This is a genomic window from Streptomyces sp. NPDC044003 (assembly GCF_056435185.1).
On the sequence record NZ_JBWKFA010000002.1, the window covers coordinates 393376 to 415875 of the forward strand.

At 70.7% G+C, this 22500-nt stretch carries 17 protein-coding genes and 1 pseudogene; 16 read left to right on the forward strand and 2 right to left on the reverse strand.

What is annotated here, in order from left to right:
• The first annotated feature begins 59 nt into the window (after positions 1-59).
• Positions 60-1343 carry an ATP-dependent Clp protease ATP-binding subunit ClpX gene (gene clpX / locus AC07AW_RS08400; protein ID WP_015033605.1) on the forward strand — a complete coding sequence of 428 codons (1284 nt, stop codon included), beginning with the start codon at positions 60-62 and terminating at the stop codon, positions 1341-1343.
• Between the two features lie 69 nt (positions 1344-1412).
• On the opposite strand, the gene AC07AW_RS08405 is transcribed toward clpX, so the two are convergent.
• The gene (locus tag AC07AW_RS08405; RefSeq protein ID WP_478814685.1) at positions 1413-2360 is read right to left on the reverse strand and encodes a hypothetical protein; all 948 of its coding nucleotides are present in this window, start codon (positions 2358-2360) and stop codon (positions 1413-1415) included.
• Between the two features lie 138 nt (positions 2361-2498).
• Here AC07AW_RS08405 and AC07AW_RS08410 point away from each other — a divergent pair, with 138 nt between their 5' ends.
• Positions 2499-5147: a valine--tRNA ligase gene (locus AC07AW_RS08410; protein WP_478814686.1), complete on the forward strand. Its 2649-nt coding sequence runs from the start codon at positions 2499-2501 to the stop codon at positions 5145-5147.
• A gap of 137 nt (positions 5148-5284) precedes the next feature.
• Positions 5285-6424, forward strand: coding sequence for a sensor histidine kinase (locus AC07AW_RS08415; RefSeq protein WP_478814687.1), 1140 nt, complete (start codon positions 5285-5287; stop codon positions 6422-6424).
• Between the two features lie 68 nt (positions 6425-6492).
• On the opposite strand, the gene AC07AW_RS08420 is transcribed toward AC07AW_RS08415, so the two are convergent.
• On the reverse strand, positions 6493-7515 hold the full coding sequence (locus AC07AW_RS08420) for a rod shape-determining protein (protein ID WP_478814688.1): 1023 nt from the start codon (positions 7513-7515) through the stop codon (positions 6493-6495).
• A 100-nt stretch (positions 7516-7615) separates the two neighbouring features.
• Here AC07AW_RS08420 and folC point away from each other — a divergent pair, with 100 nt between their 5' ends.
• The 13 genes and pseudogenes from folC to AC07AW_RS08485 all read left to right on the forward strand — a co-directional run.
• Positions 7616-9115 (forward strand): bifunctional tetrahydrofolate synthase/dihydrofolate synthase, encoded by a 1500-nt coding sequence (folC, locus tag AC07AW_RS08425; protein WP_478814689.1) that lies wholly within the window; start codon positions 7616-7618, stop codon positions 9113-9115.
• Positions 9116-9120: 5 nt separating this feature from the next.
• Positions 9121-9474 (forward strand): DUF4233 domain-containing protein, encoded by a 354-nt coding sequence (locus AC07AW_RS08430; protein WP_478814690.1) that lies wholly within the window; start codon positions 9121-9123, stop codon positions 9472-9474.
• Between the two features lie 66 nt (positions 9475-9540).
• Positions 9541-9954, forward strand: a complete 414-nt coding sequence (gene ndk, locus AC07AW_RS08435; RefSeq protein WP_352017594.1) for a nucleoside-diphosphate kinase — start codon at positions 9541-9543, stop codon at positions 9952-9954.
• A 211-nt stretch (positions 9955-10165) separates the two neighbouring features.
• Positions 10166-11185, forward strand: a complete 1020-nt coding sequence (locus AC07AW_RS08440) for a rod shape-determining protein (RefSeq protein ID WP_017239313.1) — start codon at positions 10166-10168, stop codon at positions 11183-11185.
• Between the two features lie 64 nt (positions 11186-11249).
• Complete coding sequence (mreC, locus tag AC07AW_RS08445) at positions 11250-12251, forward strand: rod shape-determining protein MreC (RefSeq protein ID WP_478814691.1); 1002 nt, start codon at positions 11250-11252, stop codon at positions 12249-12251.
• On the forward strand, positions 12248-12916 hold the full coding sequence (gene mreD, locus AC07AW_RS08450; protein ID WP_478814692.1) for a rod shape-determining protein MreD: 669 nt from the start codon (positions 12248-12250) through the stop codon (positions 12914-12916). The genes mreC and mreD overlap by 4 nt, the downstream gene beginning before the upstream one ends.
• Positions 12917-12970: 54 nt before the next feature.
• A complete protein-coding gene (mrdA, locus tag AC07AW_RS08455) occupies positions 12971-15193 on the forward strand; it encodes a penicillin-binding protein 2 (RefSeq protein WP_478814693.1) in 2223 nt (740 codons plus the stop codon).
• 14 nt (positions 15194-15207) lie between these two features.
• Positions 15208-16407, forward strand: a complete 1200-nt coding sequence (rodA, locus tag AC07AW_RS08460; protein ID WP_478814694.1) for a rod shape-determining protein RodA — start codon at positions 15208-15210, stop codon at positions 16405-16407.
• Positions 16408-16426: 19 nt separating this feature from the next.
• Entirely contained in the window at positions 16427-17944 is a 1518-nt protein-coding gene (locus AC07AW_RS08465) for a CYTH and CHAD domain-containing protein (RefSeq protein WP_478814695.1), read from the forward strand.
• A gap of 52 nt (positions 17945-17996) precedes the next feature.
• A complete protein-coding gene (locus tag AC07AW_RS08470; protein WP_478814696.1) occupies positions 17997-19925 on the forward strand; it encodes a TIGR03960 family B12-binding radical SAM protein in 1929 nt (642 codons plus the stop codon).
• 65 nt (positions 19926-19990) lie between these two features.
• The gene (locus tag AC07AW_RS08475) at positions 19991-20626 is read left to right on the forward strand and encodes a hypothetical protein (protein ID WP_478814697.1); all 636 of its coding nucleotides are present in this window, start codon (positions 19991-19993) and stop codon (positions 20624-20626) included.
• 241 nt (positions 20627-20867) lie between these two features.
• On the forward strand, positions 20868-21659 hold the full coding sequence (locus AC07AW_RS08480; protein ID WP_478814698.1) for a TIGR03936 family radical SAM-associated protein: 792 nt from the start codon (positions 20868-20870) through the stop codon (positions 21657-21659).
• 235 nt (positions 21660-21894) lie between these two features.
• Positions 21895-22500 (forward strand): annotated as a pseudogene (locus AC07AW_RS08485) (ribonuclease E/G); the annotation flags it as partial.

Here is a 22500-nt window from a genome sequence, read left to right on the forward strand (position 1 = left end):
GAATATGAGGCACCAGGAGTCGCTGAACCAAGCGCTCCCAGGCGAAGGGGAAGCACCTCGTGGCACGCATCGGTGATGGCGGCGATCTGCTCAAGTGCTCGTTCTGCGGAAAGAGCCAGAAGCAGGTGAAGAAGCTCATCGCGGGACCCGGTGTGTACATCTGCGACGAGTGCATCGACCTCTGCAACGAGATCATCGAGGAAGAACTCGCGGAGACGAGCGAGGTGCGGTGGGAGGAACTCCCCAAGCCCCGCGAGATCTACGAGTTCCTCGAGGGGTACGTCGTCGGGCAGGAGCCCGCGAAGAAGGCCCTCTCGGTCGCGGTGTACAACCACTACAAGCGCGTCCAGGCCGGCGAGAACGGCGGCGCGCAGGGCCGTGACGACGCCATCGAACTGGCGAAGTCCAACATTCTGCTGCTGGGTCCCACGGGCTCCGGGAAGACGCTCCTGGCCCAGACCCTGGCCCGCATGCTCAACGTCCCGTTCGCCATCGCCGACGCGACGGCGCTGACGGAGGCCGGCTATGTCGGCGAGGACGTCGAGAACATCCTGCTCAAGCTGATCCAGGCCGCCGACTACGACGTCAAGAAGGCCGAGACCGGGATCATCTACATCGACGAGATCGACAAGGTCGCCCGTAAGAGCGAAAACCCGTCGATCACGCGTGACGTCTCCGGCGAGGGCGTGCAGCAGGCCCTCCTGAAGATCCTGGAGGGCACGACGGCCTCCGTCCCGCCGCAGGGCGGCCGGAAGCACCCGCACCAGGAGTTCATCCAGATCGACACGACGAACGTGCTCTTCATCGTGGGCGGCGCCTTCGCCGGCCTGGAGAAGATCATCGAGTCGCGGGCGGGCGCCAAGGGCATCGGCTTCGGGGCGACCATCCGCTCCAAGCGCGAGATCGAGGCGAGCGACCAGTTCCAGGAGGTCATGCCGGAGGACCTGGTGAAGTTCGGGATGATCCCCGAGTTCATCGGCCGTCTCCCCGTGCTCACCTCCGTCCACAACCTGGACCGCGAGGCGCTCCTCCAGATCCTGGTCGAGCCGCGCAACGCGCTGGTGAAGCAGTACCAGCGCCTCTTCGAACTCGACGGCGTGGAACTGGACTTCGACCGCCCGGCCCTGGAGGCCATCGCCGACCAGGCGATCCTCCGCGGCACCGGCGCGCGCGGCCTGCGCGCCATCATGGAGGAGGTCCTCCAGTCGGTCATGTACGAGGTCCCGTCCCGCAAGGACGTGGCCCGCGTGGTCATCACGGCCGACGTCGTCCGCAACAACGTCAACCCGACGCTGGTCCCGCGGATCGTGAAGAACGACGGCAGGCACGAGAAGTCGGCCTGAGCCGTACGGACATGGAAGGGGCGCCCCGCCGGCCGGCGGGGCGCCCCTTCTCCGTGTGCGGGCCTGGGATCAGGCCTTGACGCGGACTTCCTTGCGGAGCTTGGCCGTGATGGCGGCGGCGTCCTCGGCGGAGCCGCCCGTGCCCGTGAGGGCGGAGGCCATGTCGAGCGGGACGACGAAGCCCACGGTGCTGTGGTCCGCCCAGACGCAGATGGTCATGGCGAACCCCGGCGTCGACGAGGCGGGGTCGGCCTCGCTCTTGGCCTGCTGGCACTTGAGGACCGCGCCGTCGAGCTCGGCGGGCTCGTACGCCTTCGGCTCGCCGACCAGGGCCGGCTCGCCCTTCTTGCCCTTGTCCTTGTCGGCCTCGGTCTTGATGCTGGCGAAGACGGTGTCGACGACCTTCTCCGGGTCGTCGATCTCGCCGTAGAGGCCGCTGAAGGAGAGGACCTTGCCCGCGAGGGGGTTGGCCTTGTTCTCCACCTGGTAGGAGGCGCTGACCTCCTTGGCGTTCTTGACGCCGTTCTTCTCGGCCTCCTTCAGGGTGTCCTTGTCGGACGAGTCGCCCTTGTCGGGGGACTTCTTGTACTCGCCGAGCACCGTCTCCGGCGTGATCAGCTTGTGCGGGCCGTCGTCCGCGACCGAGCCGCCGCCACCGCCGCCGATGACGAAGTACGCGCCCACGCCGATCGCCGCGACGACCGCGACCGCGCCGATGATCCAGCCGGCCTTGGACTTCTTCGGGGCCGGCGGGTGGGGCACGTAGCCGCCGGGGCCCTGGGGGGCGCCGTACTGCGGCTGCTGGCCGTACGGGGGCTGCTGCTGCTGCGGGTAGCCGTAGGGCGGCTGCTGCGGCGGAACACCCTGCGGGGCCTGCTGGGGGTATCCGTAACCCGGCTGCGGAGCCTGCGGCTGGCCGTACGGGCCCGGCTGCTGCGGCTGCTGGCCGTAAGGGCCCGGCTGGCCGTAAGGACCGGGCTGCTGGCCGCCGTACGGACCCGGCTGGTTGTAGCTCATCGACAGGTTCCCCTCACAGGATGTTTATGTCTGCCGAACATCCTGGCGGAACCCGTGGCCGGTCAGTGCGGCGGGGGCCACACCGTTACCGAACCAAAGCGTTTCAGGACAGCACCGGGACACCCCTAAACTGGCCCCGTGACCGAGAACACTCAGCAGCAGACAGCGCCCACGACCGAACTGCCGACCCAGTACGCGCCGGCCGAGGTAGAGGGGCCGCTGTACGAGCGCTGGGTAGAGCGTGGGTACTTCGAGGCGGACCCGAAGAGCGAGAAGCCGCCGTACACCATCGTCATCCCGCCGCCGAACGTCACCGGCTCGCTCCACCTGGGCCACGCCTTCGAGCACACGCTGATCGACGCCCTCACCCGCCGCAAGCGCATGCAGGGCTTCGAGACGCTGTGGCAGCCCGGCATGGACCACGCCGGCATCGCCACCCAGAACGTCGTCGAGCGCGAGCTCGCCAAGGAGGGCAAGTCCCGCCACGACCTGGGCCGCGAGGCGTTCGTCGAGCGGGTCTGGGAGTGGAAGGCCGAGTCCGGCGGGCAGATCGCCGGCCAGATGCGCCGCCTCGGTGAGGGCCTGGCGTGGAGCCGGGACCGCTTCACCATGGACGAGGGCCTGTCCCGTGCCGTCCAGACCATCTTCAAGAAGCTCTACGACGACGAGCTGATCTACCGCGCCGAGCGCATCATCAACTGGTGCCCGCGCTGCCTGACGGCCATCTCCGACATCGAGGTGGACTACCAGGAGGACGACGGCGAGCTCGTCTCCATGCAGTACGGCGAGGGCGAGGACACCATCGTCGTCGCCACGACCCGCGCCGAGACGATGCTCGGTGACACCGCGGTCGCCGTCCACCCGGACGACGAGCGCTACGCCCACCTGATCGGCAAGCGGATCAAGCTGCCGCTGACCGACCGTACGATCCCGGTCGTCGCCGACACGCACGTCGACCCGGAGTTCGGCACCGGCGCCGTCAAGGTGACGCCGGCGCACGACCCGAACGACTTCGCCATCGGCCAGCGTCACGACCTCGAGTCCATCGAGGTCCTCGACGAGCGCGGTGTGATCACCGTCCACGGCCCCTTCCAGGGCCTGGACCGCTTCGAGGCCCGCTCCGCGATCGTCGCCGCCCTGCGCGCCGATGGCCGGATCGTCGCCGAGAAGCGTCCGTACGTCCACTCCGTCGGCCACTGCTCGCGCTGCAAGACGACGCTGGAACCGCGTCTGTCGATGCAGTGGTGGGTCAAGGTCGAGACCCTCGCCAAGGCCGCCGGTGACGCGGTCCGCGACGGTCGGGTCAACATCCACCCGGCCGACATGTCGCAGCGCTACTTCGACTGGGTCGACAACCTCAACGACTGGTGCATCTCGCGCCAGCTGTGGTGGGGCCACCGCATCCCGGTCTGGCACGGTCCGAACGGCGAGCTGGTCTGCGTCGGCCCCGACGAGGAGCCGCCGACGGGCGAGGGCTGGACGCAGGACACCGACGTCCTCGACACGTGGTTCTCGTCCGGCCTGTGGCCGTTCTCGACGATGGGCTGGCCGGAGCAGACGCCCGACCTGGAGAAGTTCTACCCGAACTCCGTCCTGGTCACCGGCTACGACCTGATGTTCTTCTGGGTCGCCCGGATGATGATGTTCGGTCTGTACGCGATGGACGGTCAGCCGCCGTTCAGCACGATCGCGTTCCACGGCATGGTCCGTGACGAGTTCGGCAAGAAGATGTCGAAGTCGTTCGGGAACACGGTCAACCCGCTGGACTGGATGGACAAGTACGGCTCCGACGCCCTGCGGTTCACCCTGGCCAAGGGCGCCAACCCCGGTGTCGACGTCCCGATCGGCGAGGACTGGGTCCAGGCGTCCCGGAACTTCGCCAACAAGATCTGGAACGCGACCCGTTTCGCGATGATGAACGGCGCGAACATCGAGGGCCCGCTGCCGGACGCCTCCGAGATGTCGGCGACCGACCGCTGGATCCTGTCCCGCCTCAACGAGACGGTCGCTCAGGTCGACGCGTACTACGAGGACTTCCAGTTCGCCAAGCTGAGCGAGGCGCTCTACCACTTCGCGTGGGACGAGGTCTTCGCCTGGTACGTCGAGCTGTCGAAGACCACGTTCTTCGCGGGCGGCGAGGGCGCCAAGGTCTCCGGCCGGGTCCTCGGCGAGGTCCTGGACGTCATGCTGCGGCTGCTGCACCCGATCGTCCCGTTCGTCACCGACACCCTGTGGACGACGCTCACCGGCGGCGAGTCCCTCGTGATCGCGGACTGGCCGAAGGCTGTGTCTGTTCCTGGGGCTGACGCCCCGGGCGGCTTCCACGACAAGGCCGCCGAGAAGGAGATCGAGCTCGTCCAGCGGGTCGTCACCGAGGTCCGCCGCTTCCGCAAGGAGCAGGGCCTCCAGGACGCCCAGAAGGTGCCCGCCCGCCTCACCCTCGACGGCACCCCGCTCGGCGCGCACGAGGCCGCCATCCGGCAGATCCTGCGCCTCCAGCCGGAGGGCGAGGGCTTCTCCGCCACCGCCTCCCTGCCGGTCGCCGGCGCCACCGTCGCGCTCGACCTCTCGGGCACGATCGACGTGGAGGCCGAGCGCAAGCGCCTCGCGAAGGACCTCGCGGCGGCCGAGAAGGAGAAGGCCCAGGCCGAGGCCAAGCTCGGGAACGAGGCCTTCCTGGCCAAGGCACCCGACAACGTCGTGGACAAGATCAAGGGCCGGCTCGCCAAGGCGGACGAGGACATCGCCCGCATCCAGACCCAGCTGGCGAACCTGCCGCAGGCCTGATCCGTACGACGAGAGGGGCCCGGAACCGCTTCCCGCGGTTCCGGGCCCCTTCTGCTTTGTCCGTTTGTGGGTGACATCACGCGACTTGTGACCGAAGTCCCTGGGGCCGGGCCGAAAGACCCGGGATGATGGAAGGCATGCTCCGCCTCCCCACCGTCCCCGCGCTCCGCCGTTGCGTGGACCGGTGGGCCGTCTCGCCCCGCGCCCTCGACGTCGTCGCCGCGCTCAGCGCCTTCGGCCTGATGGTCCTGGACGTGCCGGGGCTCGCCCGCGCCGACAACTCCCTCACCGGGGTCACCGCGACCCTGGTCCTGGCGGCCGGCGCGGCCACGCTCGTGCTGCGCCGCCGGCTGCCCTGGCTGCCGTACGTGGTGGCGCTCGGCCTGATGGGCTGGCTGCACGAGCTGACCATGATCCAGTTCGCGCTGTACTCGATCGGCCGGTTCCGGGGGCGGCGCGCCGCGATCATCGCGACCCTGCTGTACGTCGCCGTGGCGTACGGCCTCTTCCTGACGCCCGGCTGGCCCGCCGAACACGGCGAGACCCTCAGCGACTTCCTCAGCCTGGTCGTCCCGATCGGCACCCTCGCGGCCGGCGTCGGCATCGCCGCCTACCGCCAGGACCTCGTCCGCGCCCTGGAGGTGCAGCGCCGCGAGGCCGCCGCCCGCCAGGCCGTGCAGGAGGAGCGGATCTCCGTCGGCCGGGACGTCCACGACCTGGTCGGCCGCGAGCTCACCGTCCTCGCGGTGCGGGCCGAGGTCCTCGCCGTACGGGCCAGGGGAGAGGCTCACCAGAAGGACTTCGAGGAGCTCGCGGACACCGCCCGGCGCGCCCACCTCATGCTCAACGAGACGATCGTGCGCCGCGCCGACCGGGACGCCGCGACCCCCGGCCTCGAAGGGCTCGCCGAGCTCGCGGGGGAGAGCGAGCGGATGGGCAACCCCGTCGAGCTGACGGTCGCCGAGGAGGCCAAGGCGCTGTCCCCGCTGCGGCAGGCCGCCGTCCACCGCGTCGTCCAGGAGTGCCTGACGAACGCCGCCAAGCACGCGCCCGGCCTCCCCGTGACGGTCGCGATCACCGTGGCGGGACCCGATCTGCGGATCGAGGTGCGCAACCCGCTGCCGAAGAGCCCGCCGGACCCCTCGCCCGTCTCGACCGGCACCGGCCTGTTCTCCATGGAGGAGCGCGTCACGAGCATGGGCGGCACGCTGAAGGCCCGCCGGGAGGACGGCGCCTACCTGGTGACGGCATTGCTCCCTACCGGCCTGACGCGGTAACTCACCGGACCGTCTCCGCCTTCCCGAGCGCCCCGCTACCGGACCGTCTCCGCCTTCCCCAGGACCCGCTACCGGACCGTCTCCGCCTTCCCCAGCACCCGCTGGAGCCCGTCGAAGTCCTCCACGCACCGGCCCGAGCCCAGGGCCACGCAGTCCAGCGGCTCGTCCGCGACGAAGACCGGGATGCCGGTCGCCGAGGCCATCCGCAGGTCGAGGCCCGGAAGCAGCGCCCCGCCGCCGGTCAGCACGATGCCGTGCTCCATCACGTCGCCGGACAGCTCCGGCGGGCACTCCTCGAGCGTCACCCGTACGGCCGTGATGATCGCCTCCACCGGCTCGTCGAGCGCCGCCCGCACCTCCGGCACGGTCAGCTCCACCGGCCTCGGCAGTCCGCTGACCTTCTCCCGGCCCCGGACGGTGAACGTCCGGCACTCGAACTCCTCGCCGCCCGGCACCGGCCAGGCCGAGCCGATCGCGACCTTCACGTCCTCGGCCGTCCGCTCGCCGACGAGCAGCGAGTGCTCCTTGCGGACGTGGTCGGTGATCGCCGAGTCGAGCCGGTCGCCGCCCACCCGCAGCGACTGGGCCGTGACGATGCCGCCGAGGGAGATCACCGCCACCTCGGTCGTACCGCCGCCGATGTCGACGACCATCGAGCCGCGCGGGGAGGAGACGGGCAGCCCGGCGCCGATCGCCGCCGCCATCGGCTCCTCGATCAGATGGACCGCACGCGCCCCCGCCGAGAGGGAGGCGTGCACGATGGCCCGCCGCTCGACCTGCGTCACCCCGCTCGGCACGCACACCACCATCCGGGTGCGGGGCCGCCGGCGGCCCGGGACGGCCTTGCGGACGAAGTGCCGGATCATCTCCTCGGCGGCCTCGTAGTCGCTGATCACGCCGTCCCTCAGCGGCCGGATCGCGGTGATCGAGCCGGGCGTGCGGCCGATGGTCTCCTTCGCCTCCGTGCCGACCGCGAGGGCCTGCCGGGAGCCCTCCTGGACCGCCACCACGGACGGTTCGTTGAGCACGATGCCCCGGCCCCGGGCGTAGAGGAGCGTGTTGGCCGTGCCGAGGTCGATCCCTATGTCCATGATCGCCAAGTTTGCCGGGGCGATCACTCCGGCGGTGGACCGAAAGTCCCGAATGGGGTGGGTCCATCGTCCCGTCGGTGCCGCTCCGTAGACTGGGCCCGTGAGCGAGCCGAGCGACCCGAATGACCAGTTCGACGACATCGTCGACACCGAGACGAACCGCGACCCCGACCTGGCGGTGATCGAGGCCGGCAGCCGCACCCTGCGCACGCAGGGCGGACTGCCGCAGGGCGATCCCGTGCCCAGCCGTCCCGAGGACCCCGAGCTGGACAAGGCGCTGCGCGAGGTCGAGACCGAGCTGTCCACCCGCTGGGGCGAGACCAAGCTGGACCCCTCCGTCACCCGGATCGCGGCCCTGATGGACGTCCTCGGCGAGCCGCAGCGCGCGTACCCCTCGATCCACGTCACCGGCACCAACGGCAAGACGTCGACGGCCCGCATGATCGAGGCCCTGCTCGGCGCCTTCGAGCTGCGCACCGGGCGCTACACCTCGCCGCACGTGCAGACGATCACCGAGCGGATCAGCCTGGACGGCGCCCCGATCTCCGCCGAGCGGTTCATCGAGACGTACCAGGACGTCAAGCCGTACGTGGAGATGGTCGACGCCCGAGAGGAGTACCGGCTCTCCTTCTTCGAGGTCCTCACCGGCATGGCGTACGCGGCCTTCGCGGACGCCCCGGTCGACGCGGCCGTCGTCGAGGTCGGCATGGGCGGCACCTGGGACGCGACGAACGTCATCGACGCCTCCGTCGCCGTCGTCACCCCCATCGACCTCGACCACACGGACCGGCTCGGCGAGACGACCGCCGAGATCGCGGCCGAGAAGTCGGGGATCATCAAGCCGGGCGCGACCGTCATCCTGGCCCAGCAGCCGGTCGACGCGGCCCAGGTCCTGCTGAAGAAGGCCGTCGAGGCGGACGCGACCGTGGCCCGTGAGGGCATGGAGTTCGGCGTGGTCTCCCGCGAGGTCGCGGTCGGCGGCCAGCTCCTCACCCTGCGCGGCCTCGGCGGCGAGTACGACGAGATCTTCCTGCCGCTGCACGGCGCCTACCAGGCGCACAACGCCGTGGTGGCGCTCGCGGCGGTCGAGGCCTTCTTCGGGATCGGCGCCGAGCACGCCAGGACCCTGGACATCGACACCGTGCGCCGGGCCTTCGCCCAGGTGGCCTCGCCGGGCCGCCTGGAGATCGTCCGCTCCTCGCCGACCGTCATCCTGGACGCCGCGCACAACCCGCACGGCGCGCGGGCGACGGCCGAGGGCGTCAGCGAGGCCTTCGGCTTCTCCCGGCTCATCGGCGTGGTCTCCACGAGCGGGGACAAGGACGCCAAGGGGCTCCTGGAGGCCTTCGAGCCGATCTTCGCGGAGGTCGTGATCACCGCGAACTCCAACCCGCGGGCCACCGACGTCGACGCGCTCGCCGCGACGGCCGTCGAGGTCTTCGGAGAGGACCGGGTCGTCGTCGAGCCGCGGCTGCCCGACGCCATCGAGGCGGCCATCACCCTCGCGGAGGAAGAGGCCGAGTACGGCGGCGCGGGTGTCCTCGTGACCGGTTCGATCTTCACGGTCGGCGACGCCCGACTGCTGCTGCGAAGGGGCTGAACCCGATGCGTGTGCTCTGTTCCTCGACGCTCATCGGCGAGTTCTTCGTGATCGGCTTCGCCGGGCTCGTCGCCATGAAGGACGACAGCCTCGCCACGTCCACCGTCTGGTGGGTCTGCGGCGTGGCCATGGTCTTCTCGGTGCTGCTGTGCGGGATGATCACCCGGCCCGGCGGGGTGCAGCTCGGCTGGGCCCTGCAGCTCGGGCTGGTCCTCAGCGGCTTCTTCGTCCCGACCATGTTCTTCCTCGGCGCGGTCTTCGCCGGTCTGTGGTGGGCCTCGGTTCACTACGGGCGGCGGATCGACGAGGTCAAGGCACGCTGGGCCGCACAGGCCTCGGCAGGGCCTGACGCTGCGTAATCGACGGGGGTGCGGGCCCTGTAGCCTCGGAGGTCCCGCACACCGTTTTTCCGAAGGAGTTCCCCCGTGAGCCAGCGATCGCTCGTCCTGCTCAAGCCCGACGCCGTCCGCCGTGGTCTGATCGGCGAGATCATCGGCCGTATCGAGCGCAAGGCCGGCTGGACCATCGCGGCCCTGGAGCTGCGCGAGCTCGACCAGGACACGCTGGAGCAGCACTACGGCGAGCACAAGGGCAAGCCCTTCTACGAGCCGCTCATGGGCTTCATGCAGTCCGGCCCGGTCGTCGCGCTCGTCGTCGACGGTGAGCGGGTCATCGAGGGCCTGCGCACGCTCGCCGGCCCGACCGACCCGATCGCCGCCGCGCCGGGCTCCATCCGGGGCGACTTCGGCACGATCGTCCGCGAGAACCTGATCCACGCCTCGGACTCCGAGGAGTCGGCGGCCCGCGAGCTGAAGATCTTCTTCCCGGGTCTGGTCTGACGCGAAGTCAGCCGAACGAAGCACCCTGTGGGGCGACCGAAGGAATTTCGGTCGCCCCCAGGCATATGAACGCCAATCCCGGGAACGGATCGCCGCGTCCTGCCGTCACCAGTACTGAGGTGGACCAACGCGCGCCATTCGCGCGGGCGGCACTACGATGGAAAACTCCACGCCGCACCACTCTCAGCCATGGGAAATCAAGGGGAACTCAATGTCGTTCATCGGCCGTGACATGGCTGTCGACCTCGGGACCGCCAACACGCTGGTGTACGTCAGGGGTCGAGGCATCGTTCTGAACGAGCCGTCAGTCGTCGCCATCAACACCAACACCGGGGGCATCCTCGCGGTCGGCGCCGAGGCGAAGAAGATGATCGGCCGGACCCCCGGCAACATCGTCGCCGTGCGCCCGCTCAAGGACGGTGTGATCGCCGACTTCGAGATCACCGAGCGCATGCTCCGCTACTTCATCCTCAAGATCCACAAGCGCCGCTACCTGGCCCGCCCCCGCGTCGTCGTCTGCGTGCCCTCCGGCATCACCGGAGTGGAGCGCCGCGCCGTCATCGAGGCGTCGACCCAGGCCGGTGCCCGTCAGGTGCACATCATCGAGGAGCCCATGGCGGCGGCCATCGGCTCGGGCCTCCCCGTCCACGAGGCCACCGGCAACATGGTCGTCGACATCGGTGGCGGCACCACCGAGGTCGCCGTCATCTCCCTCGGCGGAATCGTCACAGCACAGTCCATCCGGGTCGCCGGCGACGAGCTGGACAACGCGATCATCCAGCACATCAAGAAGGAGTACTCGCTCCTCCTCGGTGAGCGCACCGCCGAGCAGATCAAGATCACCATCGGCTCCGCGTACGACCTCGACAAGGACGAGCACACCGAGATCCGCGGCCGCGACCTCGTCTCCGGTCTGCCCAAGACCGTGGTCATCTCCGCCGCCGAGGTCCGCAAGGCCATCGAGGAGCCGGTCAACGCGATCGTCGACGCCGTGAAGACCACCCTCGACAAGTGCCCGCCGGAGCTCTCCGGTGACGTCATGGACCGCGGCATCGTTCTCACGGGTGGCGGCGCCCTGCTCCGCGGCCTCGACGAGCGCCTCCGGCGCGAGACCGGCATGCCGATCCACATCGCCGAGGACCCGCTGGACTCGGTGGCGCTCGGCTCCGGCAAGTGCGTGGAGGAGTTCGAGGCGCTCCAGCAGGTCCTGGACGCCCAGCCGCGCCGCTAGAACCGCACCACCGCAGTAGTACAGCCGAACAACCGAACCACGAGGAAAGGCACGGCCGCCGCACGTGAGGGACACACGAGAGAGCCGGCTGCTCCTGGTGCTGCTGATCGCCATCGCGTTCGCACTGATCACGGTGGACATCCGCGGCGGTCAGGAGTCACCCGTCGACGGTGCCCGACAGGCCGCAGCCGCGGTCTTCGGGCCCGTCGAGAACGGTGTGGCGGCCGCCGTCGATCCCGTCGGCAACGCCATAGGCGCGGTACGGGACTCCGGCGAGCGGCACACCCGGATCGCCGCCCTGGAGAAGGAGAACGCCGAACTCAAGGCGAAGCTCGGCAGCGACGACCGCAACCGCAACCGGCTGCGCGAGCTCGACTCCATGCTCAAGACCGCCGGCGCCGGGCAGTACGGCATCAAGGGCGCCCAGGTCATCGCCATAGGAGCGGCCCAGGGCTTCTCCTGGACCGTCACCATCGACGTCGGCGCGCGCGACGGCATCAAGCGGGACATGACCGTGCTCAACGGCTCCGGTCTCGTCGGCCGTGTCACCACCGTCGGTCCCTCCACCTCCACCGTCCTCCTCGCCAACGACCCCGACTTCACCGTCGGCACCCGTATGGAGAAGAGCGACGAACTCGGCTTCGCCACCGGCCAGGGCGACAGCCCCCTCCTCGTCCAGCTCCTCAACGGCAAGGCCAAGGTCAAGCCCGGCGACCGGCTCGTCACCTTCGGCTCCCGCGCCGACAAGCCCTTCGTGCCCGGCGTCCCGGTCGGCGAGGTCGTCCGTGTCGACCCCTCGGGCGGCGGCCTGACCCGCAACATCTACGTCCGCCCGTACGTCGGCTTCACCAAGCTCGACATCGTCGGCGTCGTCGTCCAGGCCCCGCGCTCCGACCCCCGCGACATGGTCCTGCCGCAGAAGCCCAAGCCCGCGCCGACCGTCACGGTCACGGTCACACCGCCGCCACCGGACGGACAGCAGGCGAACCCGCAGAGCCAGGGCCAGAATCAGAACGACGGCCAGAACCAGCAGGCGCAGCAGGACCAGGGGGGCGTGACACCGTGAAGTTCAACCGCATCCTCCTCTCCGCCACCCTGATCGTCGTCGCCCTGGTCGTCCAGGTCTCCGTCCTCGCCCGGCTCCAGCTCCCCGGCGCCGTCCCCGACCTCGTCCTCCTCACCGTCGTCGGCCTCGCCCTCGTCTACGGACCGGTCAGCGGCTCCCTCATCGGCTTCACCGCCGGCCTGCTCTCCGACCTCGCCCCGCCCGCCGACCACGCCGCCGGCCGCTACGCCCTCGTGCTCTGCGTCATCGGCTACCTCGTCGGCCTCGCGAAGCCGGACAACGGCCGGCTGACCTCCGCGGCCGGCCCCATGGCCGTCGTCGTCGCCGCGGCCCTCGGCTCCACGCTCCTGTACGCGGGTGTGGGCGCCCTCGTCGGCGACACCGCCGCCCGCCATGTCGGCCTCGGCTTCCTGCTGTTCACCGCGGCCGTGTACGACCTGCTTCTCGCGCCCTTCACGGTGCCGCTCATCATGGCGCTGGCCCGCCGCGCCGAGAACGACCCGCTCGCCGACGCCGGCGGCGGCAACGGCGCCGACGTCGCCTCCGGCTGGCTCTCCTCCGGCACCGGCCTCAGGATCGGCGCCCAGCGCGGGGGCCTGCGCGTGAAGGCCGCACGGAGCCGTGCCTCACGCGCCGGACGCATCAAGGGAGTCAAGCGACTGTGACGACCGGACGCATCAAGGGAGCCGAGCGACCGTGACCGAGGGGGCACCGGCAGCATGAGCAACATCCCCGAGACAGGGCGGACCCCCCGGGTCCAGATCCGGCTCGTCGTCATCCAGATCCTCGTCTTCTCACTGCTCCTCACTCTGGGCGGCCGGCTCTGGTACCTCCAGATCCGCAACGGCAAGGAGTACACGGACGAGGCGAAGAACAACCACGTCCAGCAGGTCGTCCAGCCCGCCGTCCGCGGCTCGCTCCTCGACGCCCGCGGCGTCCCGCTCGCCGACAACGAGACCCGCCTCGTGGTCTCCGCGTCCCGCACCGAGCTGATGAAGATGAAGGACGACGGCAAGGGCGTGCTCACCCGGCTCGCCGACGTCCTCGACATGAAGCCGCAGGACGTCATCAACAAGATCCGGCTCTGCGACTCCAAGACGCCCAAGCCCTGCTGGAACGGTTCGCCCTACCAGCCGATCCCCGTCACCGACGAGGCCACCACCCAGCAGGCCCTCCAGATCCGCGAGCGCGCCGAGGACTTCCCCGGCATCACCGCCGAACCCACCGCCGTCCGCCGCTACCCGGCCCCCGGCAAGTCCCGCACCTCCCAGGTCCTCGGCTACCTCTCGCCCGTCACCGACGAGGAGATCGAGAAGGCCAAGGACACCGACTCGCCGTTCCTCCGCTCCGACCAGGTCGGCCGCTCCGGCCTGGAGCGCACGTACGACAAGGAACTCCGCGGCAAGGCCGGCGTCACCCGCTACGAGGTCGACAACCTCGGCCGCGTCATCGGCCAGGCCAAGAGCGACCCCGCCGTCCCCGGCTCCAACGTCGTCACCTCCATCGACGCCCGCGTCCAGGCGGTCGCCGAATGGGAGCTGCACAACGCGATGGTGGAGGCCCGCAAGACGTACGACAAGAACACCAGCGAGAACTACAAGGCCGACGCGGGCGCCGTCCTCGTCATGGAGACGAAGACCGGCCGCATCGTCGCCATGGCCTCACAGCCCGACTACGACCCCAACGCCTGGGTCGGCGGCATCTCCGCCAAGGACTACGCCGCCCTCACCGGCAAGAACTCCAACTTCCCGCTCCTCAACCGGGCCATCCAGGGCCAGGCCGCCCCCGGCTCCATCTTCAAGGTCATCCCGACCACCGCCGCCGTCAACGCCGGATATGACTTCAACGGCCGCTACCCGTGCCCCTCCTCGTACTCCATCGGCGGCCAGGTCTTCAAGAACTTCGAGTCCCAGGGCCACGGCTCCATCACCCTCGGCCAGGCCCTCGAAGTCTCCTGCGACACCGTCTTCTACGCCCTCTCCCACCAGCAGTGGCTCAACGACGGCGGCATGAAGCCGAAGAAGAACGCCAAGGACTGGTTCTACAAGACGGCCCATCAGTTCGGCCTCGGCGCCGAGACCGGCATCGACCTCCCCAACGAGGTCAGCGGCCGCGTCCCCGACCGGAAGTGGAAGCAGGACTTCTGGGCGGCCAACAAGGACTACTGGTGCAAGATCGGCAAGCGCGGCGGCACCTACGTCCAGCAGCTCTCCTACGAGAACTGCCTCGAAGGCAACCTCATGCGCGCCGGTGACTCCGTCAACTACTCGATCGGCCAGGGCGACACCCTCGTCACCCCGATCCAGATGGCCACCATCTACGCGGCCATCGCCAACGGCGGCACCCTCTGGAACCCCACCGTCGGCAAGGCGATCATCAGCCCCGACGGCAAGAAGGTCACCGAGATCAAGCCCACGTCCCACGGCAAGCTCCCCATGGACGCCAAGACCCAGGCGTTGATAGAGGAGGCCCTCGCGGGTGTCGCCACCCGCGGTACGGCCGCCTGGCGGTTCGGCGGCTGGCCGCAGGACAAGATCCCGATGCACGCCAAGACGGGTACCGCCGAGGTCTACGGCAAGCAGACGACCTCCTGGTTCGCCACGTACACCAAGGACTACGCGATCGTCATGACGATCTCCCAGGGTGGTACCGGCTCCGGCGCCTCCGGCCCCGCCGTGCGCAACATCTACGACGCGCTCTACGGACTCGACGACGCCGGCAACCAGGACCTCAAGCGGGCCCTGCTGCCGACGCCGCAGAAGACCCTGCCGAAGATCGAGGCCGACGGCTCCATCGACGCGCCGAAGACCAAGCCGTACGACCCCGAGGTCGGCAAGATCGACCCGAACGCGCCACCGAAGACCCCCGACCCGGCCGCCACGAAGAAGCCGGACGACGACCAGACCCTCGCGGGCCCGCCCGCGGCCTGGCACCGGGACTGAGGAGGACCGACCCCATGACCGCACCCCACGGCTTCTCCGTCTCCCGGTACGCACCCGAGCGCGGCACCCTCGCCAAACTGGCGGCCCGCGACTCGGTGCTCCGCCGGCTCGACTGGCCCATTCTGCTCTCGGCGCTCGCCCTCTCCGGCATGGGCGCGCTGCTCGTCTGGTCCGCCACCCGCGGCCGCACCGAGCTCAACAACGGCGACCCGTACTACTTCCTCTTCCGGCACGTGCTCAACACCGGCATCGGGCTCGCCCTGATGATCGGCACGATCTGGCTCGGCCACCGCACCCTGCGCGGCGCGGTGCCGATCCTCTACGGCCTCTCGATTCTGCTGATCCTCGCCGTCCTCACCCCGCTCGGCGCCACCATCAACGGCGCCCACGCGTGGATCGTCGTCGGCGGCGGCTTCTCCCTCCAGCCCAGCGAGTTCGTGAAGATCACGATCATCCTGGTCATGGCGATGCTCCTCGCCGCCAAGGTCGACGCCGGCGACCAGCTCCACCCCGACCACCGCACCGTCGCCAAGGCCCTCGCCCTGGCCGCCCTCCCCATGGGCATCGTCATGCTGATGCCCGACCTCGGCTCGGTCATGGTCATGGCGGTCATCGTGCTCGGCGTCCTGCTCGCCTCCGGCGCCTCCAACCGCTGGGTCCTCGGCCTCATCGGCGCCGGCGTCCTCGGCGCGGTCCTCGTCACCACGCTCGGCATGCTCGACGAGTACCAGATCAACCGCTTCGCGGCCTTCGCCAACCCCGACCTCGACCCGGCCGGCGTCGGCTACAACACCAACCAGGCCCGCATCGCCATCGGCTCCGGCGGCCTCCTCGGCGCCGGCCTCTTCAAGGGCTCCCAGACCACCGGCCAGTTCGTCCCCGAACAGCAGACCGACTTCGTCTTCACGGTCGCCGGAGAGGAACTCGGATTCGTCGGCGCCGGCCTGATCCTCGTCCTCCTGGGCGTCATCCTCTGGCGCTCCTGCCGGATCGCCCGCGAGACCACCGAGCTCTACGGCACGATCGTCGCGGCCGGCATCATCGCCTGGTTCGCCTTCCAGTCCTTCGAGAACATCGGCATGACGCTCGGCATCATGCCGGTCGCCGGTCTGCCCCTGCCGTTCGTCTCGTACGGCGGCTCGTCGATGTTCGCCGTATGGGTGGCGATCGGACTGCTCCAGTCGATCCGGGTACAGCGGCCCATGACGGCCTGACGGCGGCTAGATTCGAGCTATGGCGGAGACGAAGCGCGAGATCGAGCGGAAGTACGAAGCCACCGGAGGCACCGGACTCCCGGACCTCACCCGCGTCCCCGGAGTCGCGTCCGTCGTCGACGACGGCGTCATGGAACTCGACGCCGTCTACTACGACACCCCCGACCTGCGCCTGTCCGCCGACGGGCTGACCCTCCGCCGCCGCACCGGCGGGAGCGACGCCGGCTGGCACGTGAAGTTCCCCGTCGCCGTGGGCGTCCGCGACGAGATCAGAGCCCCGCTCAGCGACACCCTCCCGGGTGCGCTCGCGGGGCTCCTGCGCTCCCGGGTCCGCGACGCGGAGGTCTTCCCCGCCGTCCACCTCCACTCCTCCCGCGACGTCCGCCACCTCCTCGCCGCGGACGGCACCCTCCTGGCGGAACTCTCCGTGGACACGGTCCACGCGGAAAGCCTCCTGGGCGGGGGAGAGGCCTCCTGGACCGAGATCGAGGTCGAGCTCGCCGACGGCACCGACGACGAGACGATCCTCGACGCGATCGGGAAACGCCTGAAGAAGGCGGGCATCGTCCCCTCGGACGCCCCGTCGAAACTGGCGAGGGCCCTGCAGGAGACGGGCACGGCGCCCCGCCCGCCGGCCGTCCCCGGGAAACCCGGCACCGCCGGCGCCGCCGTGCTCGGCTACGTGCGCGAGCAGGTCGAGGCGATCGTCACGCTCGACCCCGCCGTGCGCCGCGACCTGCCCGACGCCGTGCATCAACTGCGCGTCGCCTGCCGACGGCTGCGCAGTGCCTTCAGGACGTACGGCGCCGTGCTCGACCGGGACGTCACCGACCCCCTCGGCGAGGAGCTGAAGTGGCTCGCCGGCGAGCTCGGCGCCGCCCGCGACCAGGAGGTGCTCGCCGAGCGGCTGAGCGCCCGGATCGACGAGGTCCCCAAGACCCTCCGCCTCGGCCCCGTCAGGGCCCGGCTGCGGATCTGGGCCGCCGCCCGCAGCGGCGGCGCGCGGCGCAGGGCCCTCGACGCCCTGGACTCCGCCCGCCACCTGACCCTGCTCGAAGCGCTCGACGCGCTGCTCGCCGACCCGCCCCTGCGCAAGGCCGCCGGGCGCGGCGCCCGCAAGGTCCTCGCCCGCGCCGTCCTCAAGGACCACGACCGTCTCGCCGGCCGCGTCGACCACGCCCTCGCCCTCGACCCCGGTCACGACCGGGACCTCGCCCTCCACGCCGCCCGCAAGGCGGCCAAGCGCGCCCGGTACGCCGCCGAGGCGGCCGGCCCCACCCTCGGGAAGCCCGCCGAGAAGCTCGCCACGCGCGTGAAGGCGGTCCAGACTCTTCTCGGCGAACACCAGGACGGAGTGGTCGCCCGCACGACGCTCAGGGAGCTGGCGATCCAGGCCCACGCGGCCGGCGAGTCCGCCTTCACCTGGGGACTTCTCCACGGCCGCGAGGAGGCCCGGGCCGCGGAGAACGAGCGGGAACTGCCCGGGGTGTGGGCCCGGGCCGCCGCCCCGGAAATCCGGTCGGCACTGAGCCACTGAGCACCGGGGTACGCTTGAGAGTCGCCCCCCTGCCAGCTCACGAAGGTTCGAGATGTCTGCTGCCGAGTCTGTCTTCCCGCAGCTCGAAGCTCTGCTCCCGCACGTGCAGAAGCCGATTCAGTACGTCGGTGGAGAGCTGAACTCCACGGTCAAGCCGTGGGAGTCCGCCGACGTCCGCTGGGCGCTGATGTACCCGGACGCGTACGAGGTCGGCCTGCCCAACCAGGGCGTCATGATCCTCTACGAGGTGCTGAACGAGCGCGAGGGCGTCCTCGCCGAGCGCACCTACAGCGTGTGGCCGGACCTCGAAGAGCTGATGCGCGAGCACAACGTGCCGCAGTTCACCGTGGACAGCCACCGCCCGGTCGGCGCGTTCGACGTCTTCGGCCTGAGCTTCTCCACCGAGCTCGGCTACACGAACATGCTCACCGCCCTCGACCTGGCGGGCATCCCGCTGGAGTCGAAGGACCGCACCGTCGACCACCCGATCGTGCTCGCCGGCGGCCACGCCGCGTTCAACCCCGAGCCGATCGCGGACTTCATCGACGCGGCGATCATCGGCGACGGCGAGCAGGCCGTCCTCGACATGACCGAGATCATCCGTCAGTGGAAGGCCGAGGGCAGGCCGGGCGGCCGCGAGGAGGTCCTCTTCCGCCTCGCGAAGACCGGCGCGGTCTACATCCCGGCGTTCTACGACGTCGAGTACCTGCCGGACGGCCGCATCGGCCGTGTCGTGCCGAACAAGTCGGGCGTCCCCTGGCGCGTGTCCAAGCACACCGTCATGGACCTCGACGAGTGGCCGTACCCCAAGCAGCCCCTCGTGCCGCTCGCGGAGACCGTCCACGAGCGCATGTCCGTCGAGATCTTCCGCGGCTGCACCCGCGGCTGCCGCTTCTGCCAGGCCGGCATGATCACGCGCCCCGTGCGGGAGCGAAGCATCACCGGCATCGGCGAGATGGTCGAGAAGGGCCTCAAGGCGACGGGCTTCGAGGAGGTCGGCCTCCTCTCCCTCTCCTCCGCGGACCACACCGAGATCGGCGAGATCGCGAAGGGCCTGGCGGACCGCTACACGGACGACAAGGTCGGCCTGTCCCTCCCCTCGACCCGCGTCGACGCCTTCAACGTCGACCTGGCGAACGAGCTCACGAGGAACGGCCGCCGCTCCGGCCTCACCTTCGCCCCCGAGGGCGGCTCCGAGCGCATGCGCAAGGTCATCAACAAGATGGTCTCGGAGGAGGACCTCATCCGTACGGTCTCGACGGCCTACGGCAACGGCTGGCGCCAGGTGAAGCTGTACTTCATGTGCGGCCTGCCGACGGAGACCGACGAGGACGTCCTCCAGATCGCCGACATGGCGATGAACGTGATCGCCGAGGGCCGCAAGGTCTCCGGCCAGAACGACATCCGCTGCACCGTCTCCATCGGCGGTTTCGTCCCCAAGCCGCACACCCCCTTCCAGTGGGCCCCGCAGCTGTCGGCCGAGGAGACGGACGAGCGCCTGCGCAAGCTCCGTGACAAGATCCGCGGCGACAAGAAGTACGGCCGCTCGATCGGCTTCCGCTACCACGACGGCAAGCCCGGCATCGTCGAGGGCCTCCTCTCCCGCGGCGACCGCCGCCTCGGCGCGGTCATCCGCGCGGTGTACGAGGACGGCGGCCGCTTCGACGGCTGGCGCGAGCACTTCTCGTACGACCGCTGGATGGCCTGCGCCGAGAAGACGCTCCCCGAGGTCGGCGTCGACGTCGCCTGGTACACCACCCGCGAGCGCACCTACGAGGAGGTCCTGCCCTGGGACCACCTGGACTCGGGCCTCGACAAGGACTGGCTCTGGGAGGACTGGCAGGACGCCCTCGACGAGACCGAGGTCGAGGACTGCCGCTGGACCCCGTGCTTCGACTGCGGCGTCTGCCCGCAGATGGACACGCACATCCAGATCGGCCCCACCGGCAAGAAGCTGCTGCCGCTGACGGTGGTCAAGTAGTAACGCTTGCGTGACGGCCCGGCGAAGGGGGAAACCCTTTGCCGGGCCGTCGCGTCGTTCCGGGCATGAACACGGAAAACCCGGGCTGCCTCACGGGAGTGGCGCGCGCCGTCGCCCTCGTGATCGTGCTGCCCCTCCGGCTGATCTGGGACGCCTTCGCCTTCTGCATGAAGCAGCTGTGGCGCTGGATCCTCGCCCCGGTCGGCCGGGCCCTCGGATGGCTGATCCACCACCTGGTCGTGATCCCGCTGCGCTTCCTCTGGGAATGGGTGATCGTCCCGGTCGCGCGGGCCCTCTGGTGGGTGATCGACCTGCTGGTCGTCACACCGCTGACGTACCTGTGGGAGTGGGTCCTCCTCCCCGTCCTCAAGGGCCTGTGGTGGGTCGTCGACCTGCTGGTCGTGACCCCACTGACCTGGCTCTGGCGGTACGTGCTCGCGCCCGTCGCCCGGGCGGTCGGCGCCGCACTCGCCTGGGCCTGGGACATCGCCGGGCGGATCTCGCGGGCCGTCGGCCGGGCGATCGGCTGGGTGCTGTGGAACGTGATCGGCCGGCCCCTCGCCTGGGCGTACCGGGTGATCCTCACCCCCGTCGGCCACTGGCTGCGGGCCTGGGTGTGGCGGCCCGTCGCCGCCGCCGCGCGCGCCGTCCGCACCGCCGCCCGGGAGGTGCGCGTCGCCCTCTTCGGCGGACCTCGCTGACCCGGGACCCGCCCGGCCCGGGGAACCGGAGGTGGCCCGGGCGCGTACTCTGGGTAGTACAGCGAACGTCCCCGGCGCGGCGCCCGCCCCCGAGATCTCCCCGCGGAAGCGGGGGTGAACCGGGCGGGACCCCTGGGGCAACCCGTACATCTCGTGGACGGCGCGCACCCGCGCCGCCCCGCACCGAGGAGAAGAACCACTGGGCAAGCGACAGCCCGAAGGCCCGCCGCCCGCACCGGCGGTGCAGCGCATCCGACTGCGCTACACCAAGCGCGGCCGCCTCCGGTTCACCAGCCACCGTGACTTCCAGCGCGCCTTCGAGCGTGCGCTGCGCCGTGCCGAGGTGCCCATGGCGTACTCGGCGGGCTTCACCCCGCACCCCAAGGTGTCGTACGCCAACGCCGCCCCGACGGGTACGGGCTCCGAGGCCGAGTACCTGGAGATCGCGCTCACCGAGGCACGCGACCCGGAGAACCTGCGGGCCCTGCTCGACGAGTCCCTCCCGGCGGGCCTCGACATCACCGACGCCGTCGAGGCCCGGACCTCGGGTCTCGCCGACCGGCTCACCGCCTCCGTGTGGGAGCTGCGCCTGGAGGGCGTCCCGGTCGAGGTCGCCGAGAAGGCCGTCGAGGCGTTTCTCGCGGCCGAGACGGTGGAAGTACAGCGCAAGACCAAGAACGGAGTCCGCACCTTCGACGCCCGTTCCGCTGTCACCGAGCTGACGGCGGGCCGTCCCCAGGGTGATCCCCAGGGTGATAGGCCGCTGGACAGCGCCTGTGCGATACTGCGGCTGGTTGTTCGGCACGTGACACCTGCCGTGCGACCCGACGACGTCCTGTCCGGTCTCCGAGCTGTGGCCGACCTGGCGCCGCCGGTCCCCGCTGCGGTGACCAGGCTGGCGCAGGGGCTCTTCGACGAGGAGTCCGGCACGGTGACCGACCCGCTCGCGCCCGACCGCGAGGCAGTCACGGCCGCTTCATCCACGGCCGCCGCGACCGCCCCGGCGACGGCGCCGGGTGCCGGTACCGCGTAGGGAGCGGTCGTCGTAGCGCCGCCCTGGTACTCGGGAGCCACCTGGGTCGGGCAGCGCACTGACCAGGAGACTTTCGCCAGGCCGTCCGCACAGGGCGTACGGAACCGGCGAGCCAGACATACAGCTCCCGTGCGGCGCCCGCGCCCCGGACGGCGGCACCGCGCCACTGGCGCGACCGTGCCGCCGGACCGGAACCAGGCGCGGCGCCCGGGAGCGTGACGGGAGAACCGCCCGCATGCTCGAGTCCAACGAAGACACCAACGCCCCCGGTGACAAGCTGCCGCCGCGCCGCAGGCGCCGCGCCGCTTCCCGCCCCGCCGGTCCGCCGGTGACGGGCGCCACCGCCGAGACCCCGGTGGCCGCCGAGGCCCCGGCTGTCGAGACTCCCGCCCCGGCCGAGGCCGAGGCCGCCCCCGCGCCGCGGACCCGCCGCCGCGCCACCCGCAAGGCCACCGCGCCTGTGGTGGAGACCGCGGTCGAGCCGGCCGTGGAGCCGGTCGTCGAGACCCCCGCGGCCGAGTCCGTCGAGGAGGCCCCCGAGGCCGCCCCCGCCCGTACCCGCCGCCGTGCCACCCGTAAGGCCACCTCGCCGGTGACCTCCACGGCCGCCGCCGAGCAGGCCGCGGAGCCCGTGGCCGCTGCCGAGCCGGTCGTCGAGGCCCCGGTCGTCGAGGCCGTCGAGGAGGCCGCCCCGCCGGCCCGTACCCGCCGCCGTGCCACCCGTAAGGCCACCTCGCCGGTGACTTCCACGGCCGCCGCCGAGCAGGCCGCGGAGCCCGTGGCCGCTGCCGAGCCGGTCGTCGAGGCCCCGGTCGTCGAGGCCGTCGAGGAGGCCGCCCCG